17 protein-coding genes and 1 pseudogene are annotated in these 16,320 nt (G+C 73.5%); 8 read left to right on the top strand and 10 right to left on the bottom strand.

The window, feature by feature from the left end; translation table 11 throughout:
* Positions 1–20 precede the first annotated feature (20 nt).
* Positions 21–1,007 (top strand): DMT family transporter, encoded by a 987-nt coding sequence (locus ACIBZJ_RS38720; protein ID WP_395938616.1) that lies wholly within the window; start codon positions 21–23, stop codon positions 1,005–1,007.
* Here the strand turns inward: ACIBZJ_RS38720 and ACIBZJ_RS38715 are convergent.
* On the bottom strand, positions 941–1,618 hold the full coding sequence (locus tag ACIBZJ_RS38715) for a TetR/AcrR family transcriptional regulator C-terminal domain-containing protein (protein ID WP_395938615.1): 678 nt from the start codon (positions 1,616–1,618) through the stop codon (positions 941–943). The genes ACIBZJ_RS38720 and ACIBZJ_RS38715 overlap by 67 nt on opposite strands.
* A gap of 89 nt (positions 1,619–1,707) precedes the next feature.
* Between ACIBZJ_RS38715 and ACIBZJ_RS38710 the strand changes: the two genes are divergently transcribed.
* Positions 1,708–2,415, top strand: coding sequence for a DUF4386 domain-containing protein (locus ACIBZJ_RS38710; RefSeq protein ID WP_395938614.1), 708 nt, complete (start codon positions 1,708–1,710; stop codon positions 2,413–2,415).
* On the opposite strand, the gene ACIBZJ_RS38705 is transcribed toward ACIBZJ_RS38710, so the two are convergent.
* Together ACIBZJ_RS38705 and ACIBZJ_RS38700 are read right to left on the bottom strand one after the other, a co-directional pair.
* On the bottom strand, positions 2,381–4,834 hold the full coding sequence (locus tag ACIBZJ_RS38705) for an FtsX-like permease family protein (protein ID WP_395938613.1): 2,454 nt from the start codon (positions 4,832–4,834) through the stop codon (positions 2,381–2,383). The genes ACIBZJ_RS38710 and ACIBZJ_RS38705 overlap by 35 nt on opposite strands.
* Positions 4,828–5,559, bottom strand: a complete 732-nt coding sequence (locus tag ACIBZJ_RS38700) for an ABC transporter ATP-binding protein (RefSeq protein WP_395938612.1) — start codon at positions 5,557–5,559, stop codon at positions 4,828–4,830. The genes ACIBZJ_RS38705 and ACIBZJ_RS38700 overlap by 7 nt, the downstream gene beginning before the upstream one ends.
* 107 nt (positions 5,560–5,666) lie before the next feature.
* Between ACIBZJ_RS38700 and ACIBZJ_RS38695 the strand changes: the two genes are divergently transcribed.
* Both ACIBZJ_RS38695 and ACIBZJ_RS38690 read left to right on the top strand, forming a co-directional pair.
* Entirely contained in the window at positions 5,667–6,881 is a 1,215-nt protein-coding gene (locus ACIBZJ_RS38695; protein WP_395938611.1) for a sensor histidine kinase, read from the top strand.
* Entirely contained in the window at positions 6,881–7,513 is a 633-nt protein-coding gene (locus ACIBZJ_RS38690) for a response regulator (protein WP_395938610.1), read from the top strand. Before ACIBZJ_RS38695 ends, ACIBZJ_RS38690 begins: the two co-directional genes overlap by 1 nt.
* Here the strand turns inward: ACIBZJ_RS38690 and ACIBZJ_RS38685 are convergent.
* On the bottom strand, positions 7,510–8,049 hold the full coding sequence (locus ACIBZJ_RS38685; RefSeq protein ID WP_395938609.1) for a hypothetical protein: 540 nt from the start codon (positions 8,047–8,049) through the stop codon (positions 7,510–7,512). The two genes, ACIBZJ_RS38690 and ACIBZJ_RS38685, sit on opposite strands and share 4 nt — an antisense overlap.
* Before the next feature lie 4 nt (positions 8,050–8,053).
* Positions 8,054–10,027, bottom strand: coding sequence for a DNA primase (dnaG, locus tag ACIBZJ_RS38680; protein ID WP_395938608.1), 1,974 nt, complete (start codon positions 10,025–10,027; stop codon positions 8,054–8,056).
* A gap of 118 nt (positions 10,028–10,145) precedes the next feature.
* On the opposite strand from dnaG, the gene ACIBZJ_RS38675 reads away from it, so the two are divergent.
* From ACIBZJ_RS38675 to ACIBZJ_RS38665, 3 genes are all read left to right on the top strand, one after another.
* Positions 10,146–10,820, top strand: coding sequence for a PhzF family phenazine biosynthesis protein (locus ACIBZJ_RS38675; protein ID WP_395938607.1), 675 nt, complete (start codon positions 10,146–10,148; stop codon positions 10,818–10,820).
* Positions 10,817–11,221 (top strand): rhodanese-like domain-containing protein, encoded by a 405-nt coding sequence (locus ACIBZJ_RS38670; RefSeq protein ID WP_395938606.1) that lies wholly within the window; start codon positions 10,817–10,819, stop codon positions 11,219–11,221. The genes ACIBZJ_RS38675 and ACIBZJ_RS38670 overlap by 4 nt, the downstream gene beginning before the upstream one ends.
* A 69-nt stretch (positions 11,222–11,290) precedes the next feature.
* Positions 11,291–11,716: an SRPBCC family protein gene (locus ACIBZJ_RS38665; RefSeq protein WP_395938605.1), complete on the top strand. Its 426-nt coding sequence runs from the start codon at positions 11,291–11,293 to the stop codon at positions 11,714–11,716.
* Here the strand turns inward: ACIBZJ_RS38665 and ACIBZJ_RS38660 are convergent.
* From ACIBZJ_RS38660 to ACIBZJ_RS38640, 5 genes are all read right to left on the bottom strand, one after another.
* Complete coding sequence (locus ACIBZJ_RS38660; RefSeq protein ID WP_395938604.1) at positions 11,675–12,445, bottom strand: SAM-dependent methyltransferase; 771 nt, start codon at positions 12,443–12,445, stop codon at positions 11,675–11,677. The two genes, ACIBZJ_RS38665 and ACIBZJ_RS38660, sit on opposite strands and share 42 nt — an antisense overlap.
* Positions 12,446–12,528: 83 nt before the next feature.
* Positions 12,529–13,464 carry a MerR family transcriptional regulator gene (locus tag ACIBZJ_RS38655; RefSeq protein WP_395938603.1) on the bottom strand — a complete coding sequence of 312 codons (936 nt, stop codon included), beginning with the start codon at positions 13,462–13,464 and terminating at the stop codon, positions 12,529–12,531.
* Between the two features lie 42 nt (positions 13,465–13,506).
* Positions 13,507–14,316 (bottom strand): GNAT family N-acetyltransferase, encoded by an 810-nt coding sequence (locus ACIBZJ_RS38650; RefSeq protein ID WP_395938602.1) that lies wholly within the window; start codon positions 14,314–14,316, stop codon positions 13,507–13,509.
* 22 nt (positions 14,317–14,338) lie between these two features.
* On the bottom strand, positions 14,339–14,716 hold the full coding sequence (locus ACIBZJ_RS38645) for a PGPGW domain-containing protein (protein ID WP_395938601.1): 378 nt from the start codon (positions 14,714–14,716) through the stop codon (positions 14,339–14,341).
* A gap of 14 nt (positions 14,717–14,730) precedes the next feature.
* Positions 14,731–16,035, bottom strand: a complete 1,305-nt coding sequence (locus ACIBZJ_RS38640) for a lipase family protein (protein WP_395938600.1) — start codon at positions 16,033–16,035, stop codon at positions 14,731–14,733.
* Between the two features lie 151 nt (positions 16,036–16,186).
* On the opposite strand from ACIBZJ_RS38640, the pseudogene ACIBZJ_RS38635 reads away from it, so the two are divergent.
* Positions 16,187–16,320, top strand: a pseudogene (locus tag ACIBZJ_RS38635) (ABC transporter ATP-binding protein); the annotation flags it as partial.

The following is a 16,320-nucleotide window of genomic DNA, read 5'->3' as shown; positions in this document are numbered from 1 at the left end:
ACGCGGTGAGCATGGCGGTCATGATCTCTTCGGTGGGGGAACGGCCGCGGCGCGCCGCGGGCTCCGGCGCGGTCGCGATGGTGTTCGTGGGCTGCAGCGTGGCGGTGTCGTCGCTGCTGGTCGGTTCGCCGCTGTTCACGGTTCAAGCGCTGCGGTACGCGCTGGCGTCCGTGCTGCTGCTGGCGTTCGCGCGGGGCCGGGTGGTGGTTCCCCGAGGCCCGGACTGGCTCTGGCTGGGTGGGATCGCGGCGACCGGGCTGGTGCTGTTCAACGTCGCGCTCGTGTACGGGTCGCGGCACGCCGAGCCGGCGGTGCTCGGGGTCGCGGTGGCGAGTGTGCCGGTCGTGCTGGCGGCGATCGCGCCGCTGCTGCGGGGGGCGCGGCCGGCTGTCCGGGCGCTGGCGGCGGCGCTGGTGGTCACCGGCGGGGCGGCGCTGGTCGAGGGGCTGGGGCGCAGTGACGCGCTCGGGCTGCTCTGGGCGGTGACCGTGTTCGGCTGTGAGGCGGCGTTCACGCTGCTCGCGGTGCCGGTGCTCGGCCGGCACGGACCGTGGGGCGTGTCCGTGCACACGACCTGGATCGCCACGCTGATGTTCGCGGCGATCGGCCTGGCGCGGGAGGGGCCGGGCGCCGTGCTGCGCCTGGACCGGACCGACCTGGTGGCGATTGGATACCTCGCCGTGTGCGTGACCGCGCTGGCGTTCGTGCTCTGGTACTCGTCGGTCGACCGGCTCGGCGCCGAGCGGGCCGGGCTGCTCACCGGCATCGCGCCGGCGTCGGCCGCGCTCTGCGGGATCGCGCTGGGCCGGCCGGTGCCGGGGCCGCTGGTGTGGGCGGGTATCGCGGTCGTCACGCTCGGCCTGGCCCTCGGCCTGCGCCCTTCGAACGCTCGGCCAGAGCCGAGGCCAGAGCCGGAGCCCGTGCCCGTGCCCGGGCCGGCTCAGGACGCGGCGATGCCGTCGAGGACTCGGTCCAGGCCCCACAGGAACTGCGCGGTCGAGACGTAGTCGGCGATCACCGGTGCCGCGGCAACGGTACGCGGGAACGGGCCTTCCGTTTCCGCGGCGTCGCCGGCCGGCGCCTCGACGCCGAGTGCCTCCCGGCGGGCGGTGATCCGCTCGGCTTCAGGGGGCAGCGGGCCTGGATCGGGGTGTTCGGCGGCCTCCAGGGCGAGCGCGCCCAGCACGTAGACCATGACCAGATAGGACGCTCGTGCCGCGGCGTCCGGAGCCAGCCCGCCCGCGTCCAGCGCCTCGAGCAGGAACTCGCCGATCGCCAGCGTGTTCGGGCCGCCCATCGGGCTGCTCATCAGCAGCGACGCCACCGCCGGGTGGGCACTCAGCCGCGTCCGGACGTCGACGGCCAGCCCTCGGATGCGCTCCCGCCACGGCCGGGCCGAGGAGTACTCGACGGTTCCCAGGAACCGGTCGACCAGCGCGCCCAGCACCGCGGCTTTGTCCGGGAAGTACGTGTAGACGGCGTTCGGCGCGACCCCGACCGCAGCCGCGATCCGCCGGATCGACGCTGCCTCGAGGCCGCCCTCGTCGAGCAGCGCGAGCGCCGCGTCGAGGATCGCCTCTTCGGTGAGCACGCGCCGCGGCCCGGGCCGACCCACCATCACAACCCTCCCTTGACGTATCTCTGCACACCGTACATGATCTGTACGCCGTACAGATTCTGCACACCGTACAGAAATGGGAGATCGCCATGTCCGCCAAGCTCACCGGGGCCCTGTTCGTCGTCGGAGCGGCTGCGTTCACCGCCGCCGCGTCCGTCCTGTCGGCGACGTTCGACTGGCCCGACGTCCTGCGCGAGCCGGCCTCGGTCGTGCTGGGAAAGTTCACCGACGGCGGCACCGGGCTGGTGTGGACCTGGTTCGCGACCGCCTGGACCTACGCGATCCTGCTCGTGCCGATGCTGCTGCTCCCGGCGGCACTCGGCCGGCACCCCGCGTTACGCGTCGCCACCTGGGTCGGCGCGGCGTCGGTGCTGCTGTCGCTGATCGGGTTCCTGCGCTGGGTGTTCGTCGTCCCGCCGCTGGCCGCCGCGTACGCGTCCGGCGACGCGACGACGCGGGCCGCGGTCGAGGCCGCCTGGATGGCTCAGCACCAGTTCGGCGGTGCCCTGCTCGGCGAACACCTCGGCCAGCTGCTGGCGATCGCCTGGTCGGCGACGGTCAGCGTCGCGCTGCTGCGCCGCCGGCCCGCCGCCGTCGGCCGGGCCGGCCTCGCGCTCGGCGGCGCCGGTCTGGTGGCCAGCGCGCTCTACCTGCTCAACCAGGGCGACGTGATGGCGACCGCGATTCCGGGCTTCGCGGTCTGGGAGCCCGCGGGTTTCCTCGGCAGCACCGCCTGGGGCCTCTGGATCGCCGCGCTCGGCGTCACCCTGCTCGTCTCGACGCAGCGGTCAGCATAGGCACGAGCGCGGCCCCGACCGTGACCCCCACGCACAGCGCGGCGACGGCGCCCACCGACCCCCACGGCACGACCACCGCCATCGGCTCCCCGGTCAGCCGCAGCAGACACAGCCAGAGCGCGCCACCGGTCGCTGCCGTCGCCGACCCGGCGATCAACAGCCCCAGCGCCGCGACGAGCAACGCTTCCGCGCAGGCGGCCCGCACCACCTGGGCCGGGGTGCCGCCGGCCAGCCCGAGCAGCACGGACTCCCGGCGCCGATCACGAGCCGCCATCAGCGACGTCCCGGCGATCGACAGCACGGCCAGTACGACCGCCAGCCCGAGAATCACGCGCAGTCCCAGCGTCTGCGCCCGGGAATCCTCCGGACCGTCCGCGGCGCGACGGAACTGCGCCCCGCGCCCCCGCACCGCGTCCCGCAGACCCCGGACCACCGTCGCGGCGTCCGCGCCCGGCGCCACGCCCACCTCGATCCGTTCGACCGGTGCCCGCCCCGCGTGCCGGCCGGTGACGAACGCACCGTTACCGCCGGCCCCCTCGCGCACCACCGCGACGACCCGCAACGACCGGGGGCTGCCGTCGGCCAGCCACACCCGGACGTCGTCACCGACCGACCACCCGAAGTCCGTGTCGACCACGATCGACCGGTCGTCCAATGCCGACAGATCTCCGGAGAGCACCGGCAACCCGGCCGCCCGGTCGACGGCCCGCGCGGTGTGCCGCACGACCGTCGCGTCGCCGTCCTCGGCGTAGACGAACGTGGGGCGGACCGTGTTGACCCGGGCCCCGGCAACCCCGCGAACCCGCGCCACCACGTCCGGTCCGATCACCGGCCCGGCAGCCGGCACCACGACGTAGTCACTCGTGCGCGCCTCGGCCGACTTCGCGGCGTCGATCGTCGCCGTGGTCAGCAGGACGCAGCCGGCCAGCCCCGCCGTGAGCACGACCGGCGCGGCCGTCGACGCCGTCCGCCGGGCCGCCGACCGCACCGCTTGGCGCGCCAGCAGGCCGAACGCCCCTCCGAACAGCCGCGCGAACGGCGGTACCAGCAACGGCGCCAGCAGCGCGACCCCGACCAGCAACAGCATCGTCGCCGGCAGGTAATGCTTGCGTTTGAGTGCCTCCGCGGGCGCCACCACCACCGGCTCGGCCAGCAGGTACAGCGCACCGCCGAGCGACACCAGCCCACCGGCCCACCGTCCGGGCGTCATCGGCGCCGACTCCACCGCGGACTCCCGCAGCGCCTCGACCGGTCGCACCCGCCCGGCCCGGTACGCGGCGGCCGCCACCCCCAGCCAAGCGGTGAGCACACCGGCGACGAACGCGACGACGAACGGCCACCGGGGGTTCGCCACCACGAACCAGGGCGGAGCCAACCCGTTGCCCACCAGCCAGGATGCCATCCACCGCGCGGCCGGGCCGCCCAGCGCACATCCGGCGAGCGACCCGGCCGTCCCGAGCAGCAGTCCTTCCAGAACCACCGATCGGCGGATCTGCCCCGGCGTGGCGCCCGCCGTCCGCAGGAGCGCCAGCTCCCGGCGCCGGGTGGCGACCGCGTACGCGAACGTCGACGCGATCACGAACAGCGCGACGAAGCCGGACACCCCGGCCGCGGTGGCGACCACGGAGTTCGCCGCGACCAGGGCTTCGGCGTCGGTGCGGTGGTCCGGGTCCAGTTCGCGGCGCCGAACGCCGGTCCAGGTCCGTCCCTCGTCCCCGACCGCCGCGCGGACCGAGGCCGCACCGGCGAACGACGCGACCGCGGCGACGCGCGGGGAGAGCCGCGCGGCCTCCGCGTCGGTGAAGAACACCGCCCGCTCGAACGGGACCGCCTCCGTCCACCCGACCACCGCGTAGGTCCGCGCCCCGTCCGCGGTCAGCACGCTGACCGGTTTCCCCACCTCCCCCACGCCTGCGCGGACGACGACCTCGCCGGCCTTCCGGGGGGTCCGCCCCGCCACCAGCCGGTAGTGCCCCAGCGCCGCCGCACTCCACGGCCGCCCGACGCCCTCACCCGGACGGCCGTCGTCGGCCTCGGCGCCCCGGGCGGTGGCGGCCTCGGCGTCGGCGGCCCCGGCGGTCGCAGCGGGGGCGTCGAGCACCGCCGCCGGGAACTCCCGGTCGACCACCGCCGGTCCCAGCCGCCGGATTCGGGCCACCACCTCGGACGGCAGGCCGCGGGACTCGGCCAGTGGCAGCGGCCGGGCCCCGTTGGCGGTGGCCACCCGCAGTTCGTCGACCGGCGTCACCACCACCGGCGCTCCGGCATACCGGCGGGGCGGGCGATCCGGCGCCGAGAGCGTACCGGCGATCACGACTCCCGCCGCCGCGATCAACGCCACGCCGAGCGTCAGCGTGAGCAACGTCGTCACGAACGTCGGCCAGCGGGAACGCAGCGTACCGAGCGCGACCGTCAGCACGCGGGCACCGTCAGCCGGGTCATCCGCTCCGCCACCGAAGCCTGCGTCGGCGACGGCAGTTCCGAGAGCGGACGCCCGTCGACCAGGAACACCGCCCGATCCGCGAAGCCGGCCGCCACCGGATCGTGCGTCACCATGACGATCGTCGTCCGGCCCGCCAGCGTCCGCAGGAGCTCCAGCACACCGCGGCCGGTCGCGCTGTCCAGCGCTCCCGTCGGCTCGTCGGCGAACAGCACCGGCGGCCCGCTGACCAGCGCACGGGCGATGGCCACCCGCTGCTGCTGACCGCCGGAGAGCTCACCGGGCCGGTGCCGCTCGCGCCCTTCCAGCCCGACCTGCGCGAGCGCCTGGCGCACCGGGCCCGATCCCGGACGCCGACCGGCCAGCCGCAGCGGAAGGGCCACGTTCTGCTCGGCGGTGAGCGTCGGCAGCAGGTTGAACGCCTGGAAGACGAACCCGATCCGATCGCGGCGCAGGCGTGCGAGCCGGGTCTCGCTCAGCCCGGTGAGCTCGTGACCCGCGACCCGCACGGTCCCGCTGTCGGGACGGTCGAGCCCGGCCGCACACTGCAGCAGCGTCGACTTGCCGGAGCCGGACGGCCCCATGACCGCGGTGAACGTTCCGGCCCGGAAGTCGAGGTCGACCCGGTCCAGCGCCGTCACGCGCGCCGATTTCCGCCCGAACGTCTTCGTGACCGCCCGCAGCCGTACTGCCTGATCGTCCATGCACCGAGCACAGCGGACACCCGGCCCGCGCGCGGCAGGCCTGCTTCGACTTCGGAGGTAGTGGTTTCTCTACTGCTGCCTGCCCGCGGTGGCCGTATGGTCCGACGGTGATCAGTCGGGTGGCGCGCGCAACGGCCACCCTGGCGTCCGGAGTGGTCACCGGCGCGGTCACGGCCGCGCTGCTGCTGTGCCTGCTCCTCGTGGGCGTGGTCACCGTCCCCGTGCTGATCGGCGTCCCGATCCTGCTGGCGGCCCTGCTCAGCGGGTTACCGGCCGGGTGGGTCGAGCGACGTCGGCTGGGCATCGAGAAGGATCCGCACCGCGAGCCGGCCCGATCCGGTCTCGGTCCCTGGCTGTCCTGCCGCCTGCGGGAGCGCGCCACCTGGCGCGAGCTCGCCTACGTGCTGCTCCAGTCGGGCCTGCTGTGGTGGCTCGACCTCGCCGTGCTCGGTTACGGCCTGGCCGTCCCGGCCTCGCTGCTGGCCGCACCGGTGCTGCAAGGCACGTTCGACGAGGTCAAGCTGCTCAAGCTGGTGCTGGTCAGCTCGCCCGGACAGGCCTGGGCCGCGGCGGCGCTCGGTGTCGTCGCGGTGCCGGTGGCGGGCTGCGTGCTCACGCTCCACGCGTCCGGCCGGGCCCGGCTCGCCCGCGTCTTCCTCGCGCCGCGCCGGGGCGCGCCCGGCGAGAACGTCGTGGAACTGACCCGATCGCGGGCCCGCCTGGTCGACGCGTTCGACGCCGAGCGGCGGCGTATCGAGCGCGATCTGCACGACGGCGCGCAGCAGCGTCTGGTCGCGCTCGGCATGACGCTCGGCCTCGCCAGGCTCGCCGGCCCGGACGAGATGCGCTCGCTGGTCGAGCGGGCCCACGGTGACGCCCGGCTCGCGCTGGAGGAGCTCCAGGAGTTCCTCCGCGGCATCCATCCGCGGATCCTCACCGACCGCGGGCTGCCCGCCGCCGTCGCCGAACTCGCGGACCGCTCGTCGATCCCGGTCGACACCGATCTCCGGCTGCCCGGACGCCTGCCGCCCTCGGTCGAGGTCGCGGCCTACTTCGTCGTGTGCGAGGCCCTGACCAACATCGTCAAGCACAGTGGCTGCGACCGGGCGTCGGTGACCGGCCGGTTGAGCGGGAACCGCCTGGTCGTCGAGATCCGGGACGACGGGGTCGGCGGAGCCGCCCCGAGCCGCGGCAGCGGGCTGGCCGGTCTGGCCGACCGGGTCGCGACCGCCTCGGGCACGCTGGAACTGATCAGTCCGCCGGGCGGCCCGACCCTGCTACGAGTGGAGCTCAGTTGCGTCCGGACCGACCCGTTCGCGTAGTGCTCGCGGAAGACGGCGCGTTGGTCCGGGAGGGTATCGGCGCCGCGCTCACGCGATTCGGCTACGACGTCCTGGCCGCCGTCGGCGATGCCGACTCCCTGCGGTCGGCCACCTCGGCTCTCGACCCCGATCTCGTCGTCGCCGACGTCCGGATGCCGCCGGACGGGACCGACGACGGCCTGCGGGCAGCGGTAGCGCTCCGGAGCACGCGTCCGGGCCTCGCGGTGCTGGTACTCAGTCAGTACATCGAGCTCACCTACGCCGCGGAGCTGCTCGACTCCGCCGGGGACGCCGGAGTCGGCTACCTGCTGAAGAACCGCATCACCGACATCACGGTGTTCGGCGACGCGGTGGCCCAGGTGGTGGCGGGCCGCACCGTGGTCGACCCGACGGTCGTGCGTCAACTGCTGCGCCGCAACCGCGATCCGCTGCAGCGGCTGAGCGACCGCGAACGCGAGGTGCTGGCGCTGATGGCGGAGGGACGCTCGAACGCGGCGATCGCCCGGCAGCTGCGGGTGACCGACGCCGCCATCGGGAAACACATCACCGGCATCTTCACCAAGCTCGACCTCGAACCGGCCGGCGACGACAACCGCCGGGTGCTCGCGGTGCTGGCCTACCTGCGCGGTTAGGACAGGCGGGCGGCGCGGGCCTCGGCCAGCAGGCCTTCGGCCTCGGCCCGGGCGGCCGGTACCTCGCGGGCGGCCGGATCGTCGAAGCGGAGCTGCCAGGTCAGGCCGTCTCGCCCGGGGACGGCGCGGGCCAGTACCCGGACTCCCCCACCGGCCCGCAGCGTGTGGTGCTCGGTGTAGGCGACGCTGCGTGTCACCCGCGTGCGCACCTCCTGCGGCAGATCGCGCGGCTCGGGCAGCCGGACGCGGCGCACCGGCCCGTCGGCGACGACACCCGGCTCGATCTCGACGCCGGGCGTCACGACCAGTGCCCCGTCTTTCCACACGGCTTTGTGGATCTCGGCCCACCCGAGGCGGTGCCACTCGCCCTCGGTGCCCTTCCTGGCCGGCAGCCAGAGCGCGCGGACGCTCGCCACGGCCACCGCCTCGGCCGTCTGCGCCCAGGCCACGACGCGGTCGTCGTTGTCCAGCGGCGGCGTCACCGGCGGGGCGTCCCGGCGGAACAGCCGGTCGAGAACCGTCTTGGGATTCAGCACCGAACTACAGGCCTCCGATCGCCTGTTGCCGCAGGCCGTGCAGGTACTGCTCGAGCGCGACCAGCTCGCCGAACAGCTTCATGTACTCGTCGGCGGCATCCACGGGGTTGACGCGCTGCAGCTTCGACTTCACCGCCACGACCCGGCGGACGGTGGCCAGCCGCTGCACCTCGTTGATCTGCGCGGCCACGTAGCGGGGATCGAGCTCGCCGTCGTTGAACAACCGCTCGACCGCCAGCTCGACGACCAGCGACTGGGCGTCGCTGCCCTCGCAGTGCGCGATGAGGGCCTGCACCCACTCCGGGCCGGACGTGCCGACCACCGCGCCACCGGCCGCGGCGACCGCACGGCGCACGGCCCGGTACGCGGGGTGCGTGTACGCGTCTTCGCCGACCGCGTCGAACAGCGGACCGGCCAGCACCGGCTCCTGGACGGCGAGCTTGAGCGCCTCCCGCTCGACCAGCAGCGCCCGATCACCGGGATCGGGCCGACCACCGGCCGGACTCACCGGGGCTGCCGCCTCCGCCTCGGGCGACCCGCCCTGGCGAGGCGCCCGCCCGCCGCCGGGGCCACCGCTGTGGGGCCCGCCGTTCGGGCCACCACGACCGGGCTGCCCACCGCGGGCGTTCGGGCCACCACGACCGGCGGGCACGCCGGCCGCCTCGTTCACGGCCCTGAGCACCGGCTCCAGATCCATACCCAGGTCACCGGCGAGCTTCCGGGCGTACTCCGGACGCATCGCGCGGTCTTTGATGCGCGCGACCAGCGGCGCGGCCGCCCGTAGCGCGGCCACCCGGCCCTCGACGGTATCCAGGTCGTACTTCGCGAGCAGCGTCCGCAGGACGAACGCGACCAGCGGTTCGCGGCGGGCCACCAGGTCGCGGACCGCGGAGTCGCCGTTGGCGAGCCGGAGCTCACACGGGTCCATGTTCTGGGGCGAGACCGCGATGAACGTCTGGGCGACGAACCGCTGATCGTCTTCGAAGGCCCGGACCGCCGCTTTCTGACCGGCCGCGTCACCGTCGAACGTGAAGATGACCTCGCCGCGGAACTCGTCCTGGTCCATCAGCAGGCGCCGCAGTACCTGGATGTGGTCGGCACCGAACGCGGTGCCGCAGGTGGCGACCGCCGTGACCACCCCGGCCAGGTGGCACGCCATCACGTCGGTGTAGCCCTCGACGACGACCGCGCGCTGCTGCTTGGCGATGTCTTTCTTCGCCGCCGCCACCCCGTAGAGGACGTGCGACTTCTTGTAGATCGGCGATTCGGGGGTGTTGAGGTACTTCGGCCCGTCGTCACCGTCGAGCAGCCGCCGGGCGCCGAAGCCGATCACCTCGCCGCCGAGATCGCGGATCGGCCACATGAGCCGCCCGCGGAAACGATCGATCAGCGAGCCCGACCGCGCCGGCTTGGACAGGCCACCCGCGACCAGCTCGTCGTTGCTGAAACCGCGGCCGCGCAGGTGCTTCGTCAGAGCGTCCCAGCCCGGAGGAGAGAAACCACAGTCGAAGCGGGTGGCCGCGTCGGGACCGAACCCGCGGGCCGCGAGGAACTCGCGGGCCGGCAGCGCCTCGCGGGTGCCGAGCTGCTCGACGTAGAACTGCGTCGCCGCGGTGTGCGCGGCGATCAGCCGCTGACGCTGGCCGGTGTTACGAACCGGGGCCGGACCGGCCTCGGTGTAGGTGAGCTGCACCCCGACGCGCGCCGCCAGCCGCTCGACCGACTCGGCGAACGTGAGCATCTCGGTCTTCATCACGAAGCTGAGAACGTCTCCACCCTCGGCACAGCCGTAGCAGTAGTACACGTTCTTGGCCGGATTGACGTTGAACGACGGCGTCTTCTCGTCGTGGAAGGGGCACAGGCCCTTGAACGTGCCGCCGCCCGCCGGCCGGAGCGTGACCCACTCGCCGACCACATCGACGATCTGCGACCGCTCCCGCACCAACGCGATGTCGCTGTCTCGAATCCGCCCCGCCACAGCTGAAGTCTAGGCCCAGGGCCCGACGAGTGACGGCGCGGCGGGTGGCAGTCTTCTTGCGATCGTGGGCGATACAGCCACTCGACCGGGCCGCCGACCGGCAGGCATGCTCAGCGGCATGAGCATCGAGGTACACGAACTCGTCGTTTTCCCTGGTCCCGACGGCAGCGCCGGCAATCCGCTCGGCGTGGTGCTGCACGGCGGGACGGTTGATGCCGCCGACCGCCAGCGCGTTGCCGCAGCGCTGAACTACAGCGAGACGGTGTTCGTCGACGATCCCGCCTCCGGTGCGATCCAGATCTTCACGCCCGCCACCGAGTTGCCGTTCGCCGGGCACCCGACCGTCGGTACCGCCTGGCTGCTCGCTCGCGAACACGCTCCGATCGCCGCGCTCCGGCCGCCGGCGGGCACGGTCGGCGTGCGCTACGAGCCGGACGTCACCTGGGTCACGGCCCGGCCGGAGTGGACGCCGGTGTTCGACTTCCGCCAGTTGCCGTCCGCGGCCGACGTCGAGAGCCATCCCCAGCCCGATCGCGGCCACGTCTACGTCTGGGCCTGGCTGGACGAGAAGGCCGGGACGGTCCGGTCGCGGTCGTTCCCGGTCGACCTGGGCATCAACGAGGACGAGGCCACCGGCGCGGCGGCGATCGCGCTGGTCGGACTACTCGGCCGCCGCCTGGAGATCCATCAGGGAGTCGGTTCCCGGCTCATCGCGAACCCGACCGGCGACGGTGCGGTCGAGCTCGGCGGCCGCGTCGCCGCCGTCCGCACGTTCGCGTTCGACGGCCGATGAAGGTGCTGCGCGGGCTGGTGGCCCGCGTTCCGGCCGCGGAGCCGGCCGAGACCGTGGCCCGCCTCGGCGAGCGGTTCCGCTTCGAGACCGACTGCGCGGACGTCGCGAGCGACCTGGCGCACGGCGTGGGCGGGTTCGTGGTGGTGGACGCCCGGTCACCGGAGAAGTTCGCGGCCGGGCACGTGCCCGGAGCGGTGAGCCTGCCGACCCGCACGATCACCGCCGACAGCACCGCCGCGCTCGACCGCGACCTGCTCTACGTCACCTACTGCAGTGGACCGCACTGCAACGGCTCGACCCGGGCCGCGCTCCGGCTGGCCGAACTCGGCTTCCGGACCAAGGAGATGATCGGCGGCTTTCATTTCTGGCGGTCCGACGGCCACCCGACGGCGACCGGCTAGACCGAGCCGCATGCCCACCGAACCCCGGGGCAGGTGTGCTTCGATACGGGAGTGGAGCGAGTTGTCACGGTGAGCCGAACGGTCGCGGCGAGCGCGGAGACGATCTTCGCGCTGATCGCCGACCCCAGCAGGCAGCCGGAGTGGGACGGTAACGACAACCTGGCGGTGGCCGAGAGCGGGCAGCGCGTGCGGGGCGTCGGCGACGTCTTCGTCATGACGCTGACGCAGGGGCAGAACCGGGAGAACCACGTCGTCGAGTTCACCGAGGGGCGCCGGATCGCCTGGCGGCCCAGCGAACCCGGGAAGCCGCAGCCGGGGCACCTCTGGCGCTGGGTCCTCGAGCCGATCGACGGGTCGAACACGCGGGTGACGCACGTCTACGACTGGACCGAGCTCACCGACGAGAAGCGCCTGCCGAAGGCCGCGGCCACGACGCCGGACATGCTCAGCGGGTCACTCGACCGGCTCGCCGCCCTCGCCGAGGCGGGGTCGTAGGACGTAGCCGGTGTAGCCGTAGTCGGCGCCGTGAGCCTCGCGGATCGTGATCTCCTCGCGGAGCTCGGTGAGCGTGTCCACCGGGACGCCGTCGCGGCCCAGTTCGTCGATCCGGGCGGCCAGCGGGCCGTAGTAGGCGTCCCAGTCGCTGTCGGGCAGGACGTAGACCGCGCGGACCTCCCAGCCGGCCCGCTGCATCGCCGCGACGTTGGCGGCCGTCGTGCGCATGCCGGGGTACCCGGCGTCCCAGAACGCCCGTGCGGCCGCCGCCGGGTGGGGCGTCAGCCATTCGGCGTCGGTGAGGACGACGACGCCTCCCGGTGAGAGCAGCGGACGCCAGGCCGCCAGCGCCGTGTCGACGCCGACGAAGTACGCGGAGCCCTCGGCCCAGAGCAGGTCGACCGAGCCGGGTGCGATCGGCAGGGCGTCCATCGAGGCGTGCAGTGGGTGGACCCGATCGGCGACGCCGGCCGCCTCGGCGCGCTCGGCGAGGCGGTCGAGGAACGGTTCGTGCAGGTCGACCGCCGTGACCCGGCCCCCGGTCAGCTGCGCGAGCAGCACCGACGCCGGCCCGGTGCCTGCCCCGACGTCGAGCACGGCCGGCTCGGGCGGCAGCGCACCGGCGAGTTCGAGCAGCAGTCGCGTGGTGGCCCCGGAGCCGGGCGCCTCCCGGGGCAGCCCCTCGTGCGCGCGCCGGAAGCCGTCGGTCAGTTGCTCTCGGCCGGTCATCGGCCGACCGTAACCACCGGCCGCGCGGCCGTCACCTGAATTTGCCGGGCGACGGCCGGGGCCGCGGACGACGTACCAGCAGCTCAGCGACCTGGTGTCCCGTTCTGTCCCACGCCCCGGAGAGCGTCCCGGCACCACCCGATCGGGTCGCCCTGCGGGTCGGCGTCCGGAGCGGGCCAGCCGTTGACGACCGCGAGCAGGCGTTCGTACCGCTCCCGGCGCGGGTCGTCGGCGAGCTCGAGCCGGGACGCGAGCCGGTCCCGCAGCGCCGGTCCGTCCGGCTCCCCGACGACCCGCGCGTAGGCCCGTGCCACGGCGTCGAGAATCGGCCCGGCCTCCGGCGACCGCGGCGGGACGCCGGCCCCTCCCCGCTCACCGAGCACGGCGCGGACCACCGCGACCGCCTCCGGCCGCGGCAGCTGACCCTCGGCCCGGTCGGCGGCGTACTGGGCGGCCAGGTCGTGCATCCGCGTGCGGAAGCTCTCGTCCGCAGCCAGTTCGACGAGTTCGAGCCAGGCGTCGACCTGCGCGGGACTCGGCTCGGCCTGCAGCTCCGGGGTGAGCGAGCGGCGGATCCCCGCGAAGGCCGGATCCGGGCCGGTGAAGACCCGGTCGAGGAATTCGTCGACCAGGCGGTGCCGTTCGGCCTCGGACAGGGCGGCGAGCTGATTCACGGAAAGGTCCTCCCTCGTGGCGATCGCGGTGAGCACCGCACGCCGGACCGTCAGCGCCCGGATCTGGACGTCGAGCGCCGCCGCGTGGGCGGCCGCGACGTCGCCGACCGTGACCTCACGCGCCAGCACCCGCCGGATCGTGGCCAGGTCGATGCCCAGTGCACGCAGGCTCCGGACGAGTCGCAGGCGCCCGGCGGCCTCCGGGTCGTAGATCCGGTGCCCGGCCGCGTTGCGCCCGGTCGGCGGCACGATTCCCCGGTCGGCGTAGAACCGGATCGCTTTGACGGTCAGACCGGTGTGCCGCGCCAGCGCACCGATCGAGTAGTGCTCCACGCCGCTCATCATGTGCGCTCCCCTCGCAGGAGCCGCAACCCGACGTCGGCCGGGTCAGTCCCGCGCGCGCACCGCGTAGTAGTCCTCGGTGAGGATCGGCACGAACCCCAGCGACGTGTAGAGACCGAGCGCATGGTCGTTGCCGACCGCGACCTCCAGCCCGACGACGGAGTCCGGCGACGAACGGCAGACCTCGCGCAACACCTGCCGCCCGATCCCCTGACCGCGGTGCTCCCGGGCCACCACGAACCCGGAGACGGCGGTGCGGCCGTCCCGCGACACCACGTTGAGCGTGCCCACGACGGCGCCGTCGCGCTCGATCATCCGGAAAGTCCCGAGCCGGGAATCCAGGTCGGGGATCGCGGAACCGAAGCCCTCGTCCAGGAAAGACGCCACGGCCGCGAGGTCGGAGAGAACCGCCGGGCGCAGCGTCACCCGCGGGTCCGAAGGGCCGGGCACCGGGTCGCCCCGCAGCTCCATCACGTGCTCGGAATGATCCGGCACCCCGCCGCGCCGCTCGGCCAGCCGCTTACCCGCCTCCGACGCCCGGGGCACGATGAGCAGCACCTGCGGAGTCTCCCGGAGTACCGCGTCCAGCAGCCCGCCCCCGATGCCGCGCCCTCTCGCCGACGGATCGACCATCCCGGCCACCTCGACGCTGTCACCGAACCCGTAGAGCCCGGCGAACCCCACCAGCCGATCGCCGTCCCACCACAGGAAATCCTCGACGCGATCACCGGCCCGGTCGCGCAGGCGGCCCCACTCCAGCTTCAGCCGTCCGCCGTCCGCCGCGACGACCCGCTGCTCGAGCGCGGAGATGGCGTCCAGGGCAGCGGGCGACAGCCCGCGGGAAGGTTCCAGCACGTCCCCCACGAGATCAGGGACGTCAACGCGATATCCGGCGATAGCTCCAGAGCAGCAGGCCCCAGAGCACGAGCCCGGACAGGATCAGGCTGGTCCCGGTGCCCCATCCGCCCACCGGCAGGTCGGGGACCAGGCCCCACACCACGCCGGCGCCGATCAGAAACGCGCCGAACGCGATCGAGCCGGCCGTACGCAGCGGAGACGAGACGCTCGCCTCCGCTGCCTGCATGGCCCGATCGCGCACCGGATCGACGTACTTCTCCAGCGCTGGAAACTCCGACGCCAGCACCAGCAACCCGGCCAGGACCAGCAGCAATCCCGGCCCGGGAAGCACCAGCAACAGCACACCGACGGCCAGGAGGACCGTTCCGACCAGACCTACCAGGATGCGCTTGAGCACACCCCAGTGTGCCCCTACGCGAGTTGCGGCAACCCGGCGCAGTTGGACGTCACCGCGGTGCCGGACAACCGAGCCGACAGCCAGTCGACCGCGGTTCCCTGGTCGCTCAGCAGTGGCCCGAAGTGGTTGAGCAGCGGGCTCGGCGTCTTCAGGACGTTGATCGGCACGTAGACGACGTCGCCGCCGAGCCCGCACCAGGCCGCGGCCATCGTCCGGGCCTGGGCGTGCGGCACCAGGTTGTCGTTGACCCCGGTCGCCACCCGGACGACCCCGGTCGGCTTCGTCGTCCCGATCAGCTGAGCGTCGATGAACGCCTTCGCCACCGGTTCCGACCGGAGGATGTCCGTCATCGACCGCCCGGTCGTCGTCCAGGACGACGTCTTCTTTCCGGCGTAGGCGAAGATCGCGTCCCCGACGCACATCGTCGAGAGGTCCGTCAGCGCCGCGCGGCCGGCGTCCGACAGGTACTTGGCGAGCAGCGGCTCGAGCTCCGGCGACGACTGCACGAACCCGTTGACCGCCCAGCCGATGGCTCCGGCGAGCTCCGTGCCGTCGATCGCGGTCGTGGTGTCGAGCAGGTTCGCGGGCGGCGCGCCGGAGTACGTGGCCCTGAGGGCGACGTCGGGAGCGTAGGAAGCCTGGAGCTCGGCCGCCGCGGCGGTCGCGCCGCCACCCTGGCTGTAGCCGTAGAGACCGACGTCGGACGTCCGGCCGGTCAGAGCGCGCGCGGCGCGCGCCGCGTCCAGCACCGCGTGTCCTTCGTCGACGCGGTCGACGTAGGTGTGCAGGCGGCCCGGCGTGCCGAGGCCGACGTAATCGGTCTGGACGACGGCGATGCCCTTCGCGAGCAGCCGGTACAGAGCCAGTACCTCGTAGCCGACCGACACCGTCGAGCGGCTGCCGCCGATGCCGATGACCAGGCCCTTCTGCAGCGCCAGCGAAGTGCTGCACTGGTCGCCCTGGCCCATCGTGCCGGGCGCGAGCACGACCAGCGGTCGCGTGCCCGGCCCCTTCCAGGCGGCGGCCGGCTCGACGTACGCGCCGGTGACCGCGACCGGCTGACCGTTGTTGTCGGTGGACTTGTACATGATCCGGGTCGCGCGCCCGGGCAGCGGACCGTGGAGGCCCGGCAGCGAGAGCGCCAGCGGCAGTGGCTCGCTCCGGATCAACGCCCCGTCGGCGGCGGGGAGCGAGGACGGTGGGGTGTAGAAGTCCGGGACGGCGACGCCACGAGCGGCGTCGGCGGGTGCGGCGGGTGCGGCGGTGAAGACCACCAGAGCGGTGAGTAACGCGGCGATCAGCCGGGGGCGTTCGGGCATCACTGGCCTCCGTTGGCGCAGTAAAAGCGGGGTTACCGGAAGGTAACAAGCAGGGGTGCCCACGTCCCCGAATTGCGCCATTAATCATTGGCATCTTCGTGCCAAGGCCGCGTTGTACAGTTGCGCCGCTACTGCACGTACCGGGAGAAAAATGTCTGCGGTTTCGCTGTCGCTACCTGCTCCGCCGCCTCGGGCGCCCGAATTCGGCGCCGACTCGCTGATCGTCTGCGAAAGCCTCGTCCGGATCTACCAAACCGGACCCATCGAGGTACAAGCCCTCCAAGG

This window comes from Cryptosporangium sp. NPDC051539, assembly GCF_044454545.1.
In the GTDB taxonomy this organism is placed as follows: domain Bacteria; phylum Actinomycetota; class Actinomycetes; order Mycobacteriales; family Cryptosporangiaceae; genus Cryptosporangium.
The sequence above is the reverse complement of the archived record's forward strand: the minus strand, read 5'-3'. Positions and strand labels throughout refer to the sequence as shown.

Bases quoted from the DNA above. Each gene is read 5' to 3' on its own strand.
- ACIBZJ_RS38715 (WP_395938615.1), bottom strand. From the start codon at position 1,618: ATGGTGGGTCGGCCCGGGCCGCGGCGCGTGCTCACCGAAGAGGCGATC.
- ACIBZJ_RS38700 (WP_395938612.1), bottom strand. From the start codon at position 5,559: ATGGACGATCAGGCAGTACGGCTGCGGGCGGTCACGAAGACGTTCGGG.
- ACIBZJ_RS38675 (WP_395938607.1), top strand. From the start codon at position 10,146: ATGAGCATCGAGGTACACGAACTCGTCGTTTTCCCTGGTCCCGACGGC.
- ACIBZJ_RS38710 (WP_395938614.1), top strand. From the start codon at position 1,708: ATGTCCGCCAAGCTCACCGGGGCCCTGTTCGTCGTCGGAGCGGCTGCG.
- ACIBZJ_RS38640 (WP_395938600.1), bottom strand. From the start codon at position 16,035: ATGCCCGAACGCCCCCGGCTGATCGCCGCGTTACTCACCGCTCTGGTG.
- ACIBZJ_RS38655 (WP_395938603.1), bottom strand. From the start codon at position 13,464: ATGATGAGCGGCGTGGAGCACTACTCGATCGGTGCGCTGGCGCGGCAC.
- ACIBZJ_RS38670 (WP_395938606.1), top strand. From the start codon at position 10,817: ATGAAGGTGCTGCGCGGGCTGGTGGCCCGCGTTCCGGCCGCGGAGCCG.
- ACIBZJ_RS38660 (WP_395938604.1), bottom strand. From the start codon at position 12,445: ATGACCGGCCGAGAGCAACTGACCGACGGCTTCCGGCGCGCGCACGAG.
- ACIBZJ_RS38720 (WP_395938616.1), top strand. From the start codon at position 21: ATGATCTCTTCGGTGGGGGAACGGCCGCGGCGCGCCGCGGGCTCCGGC.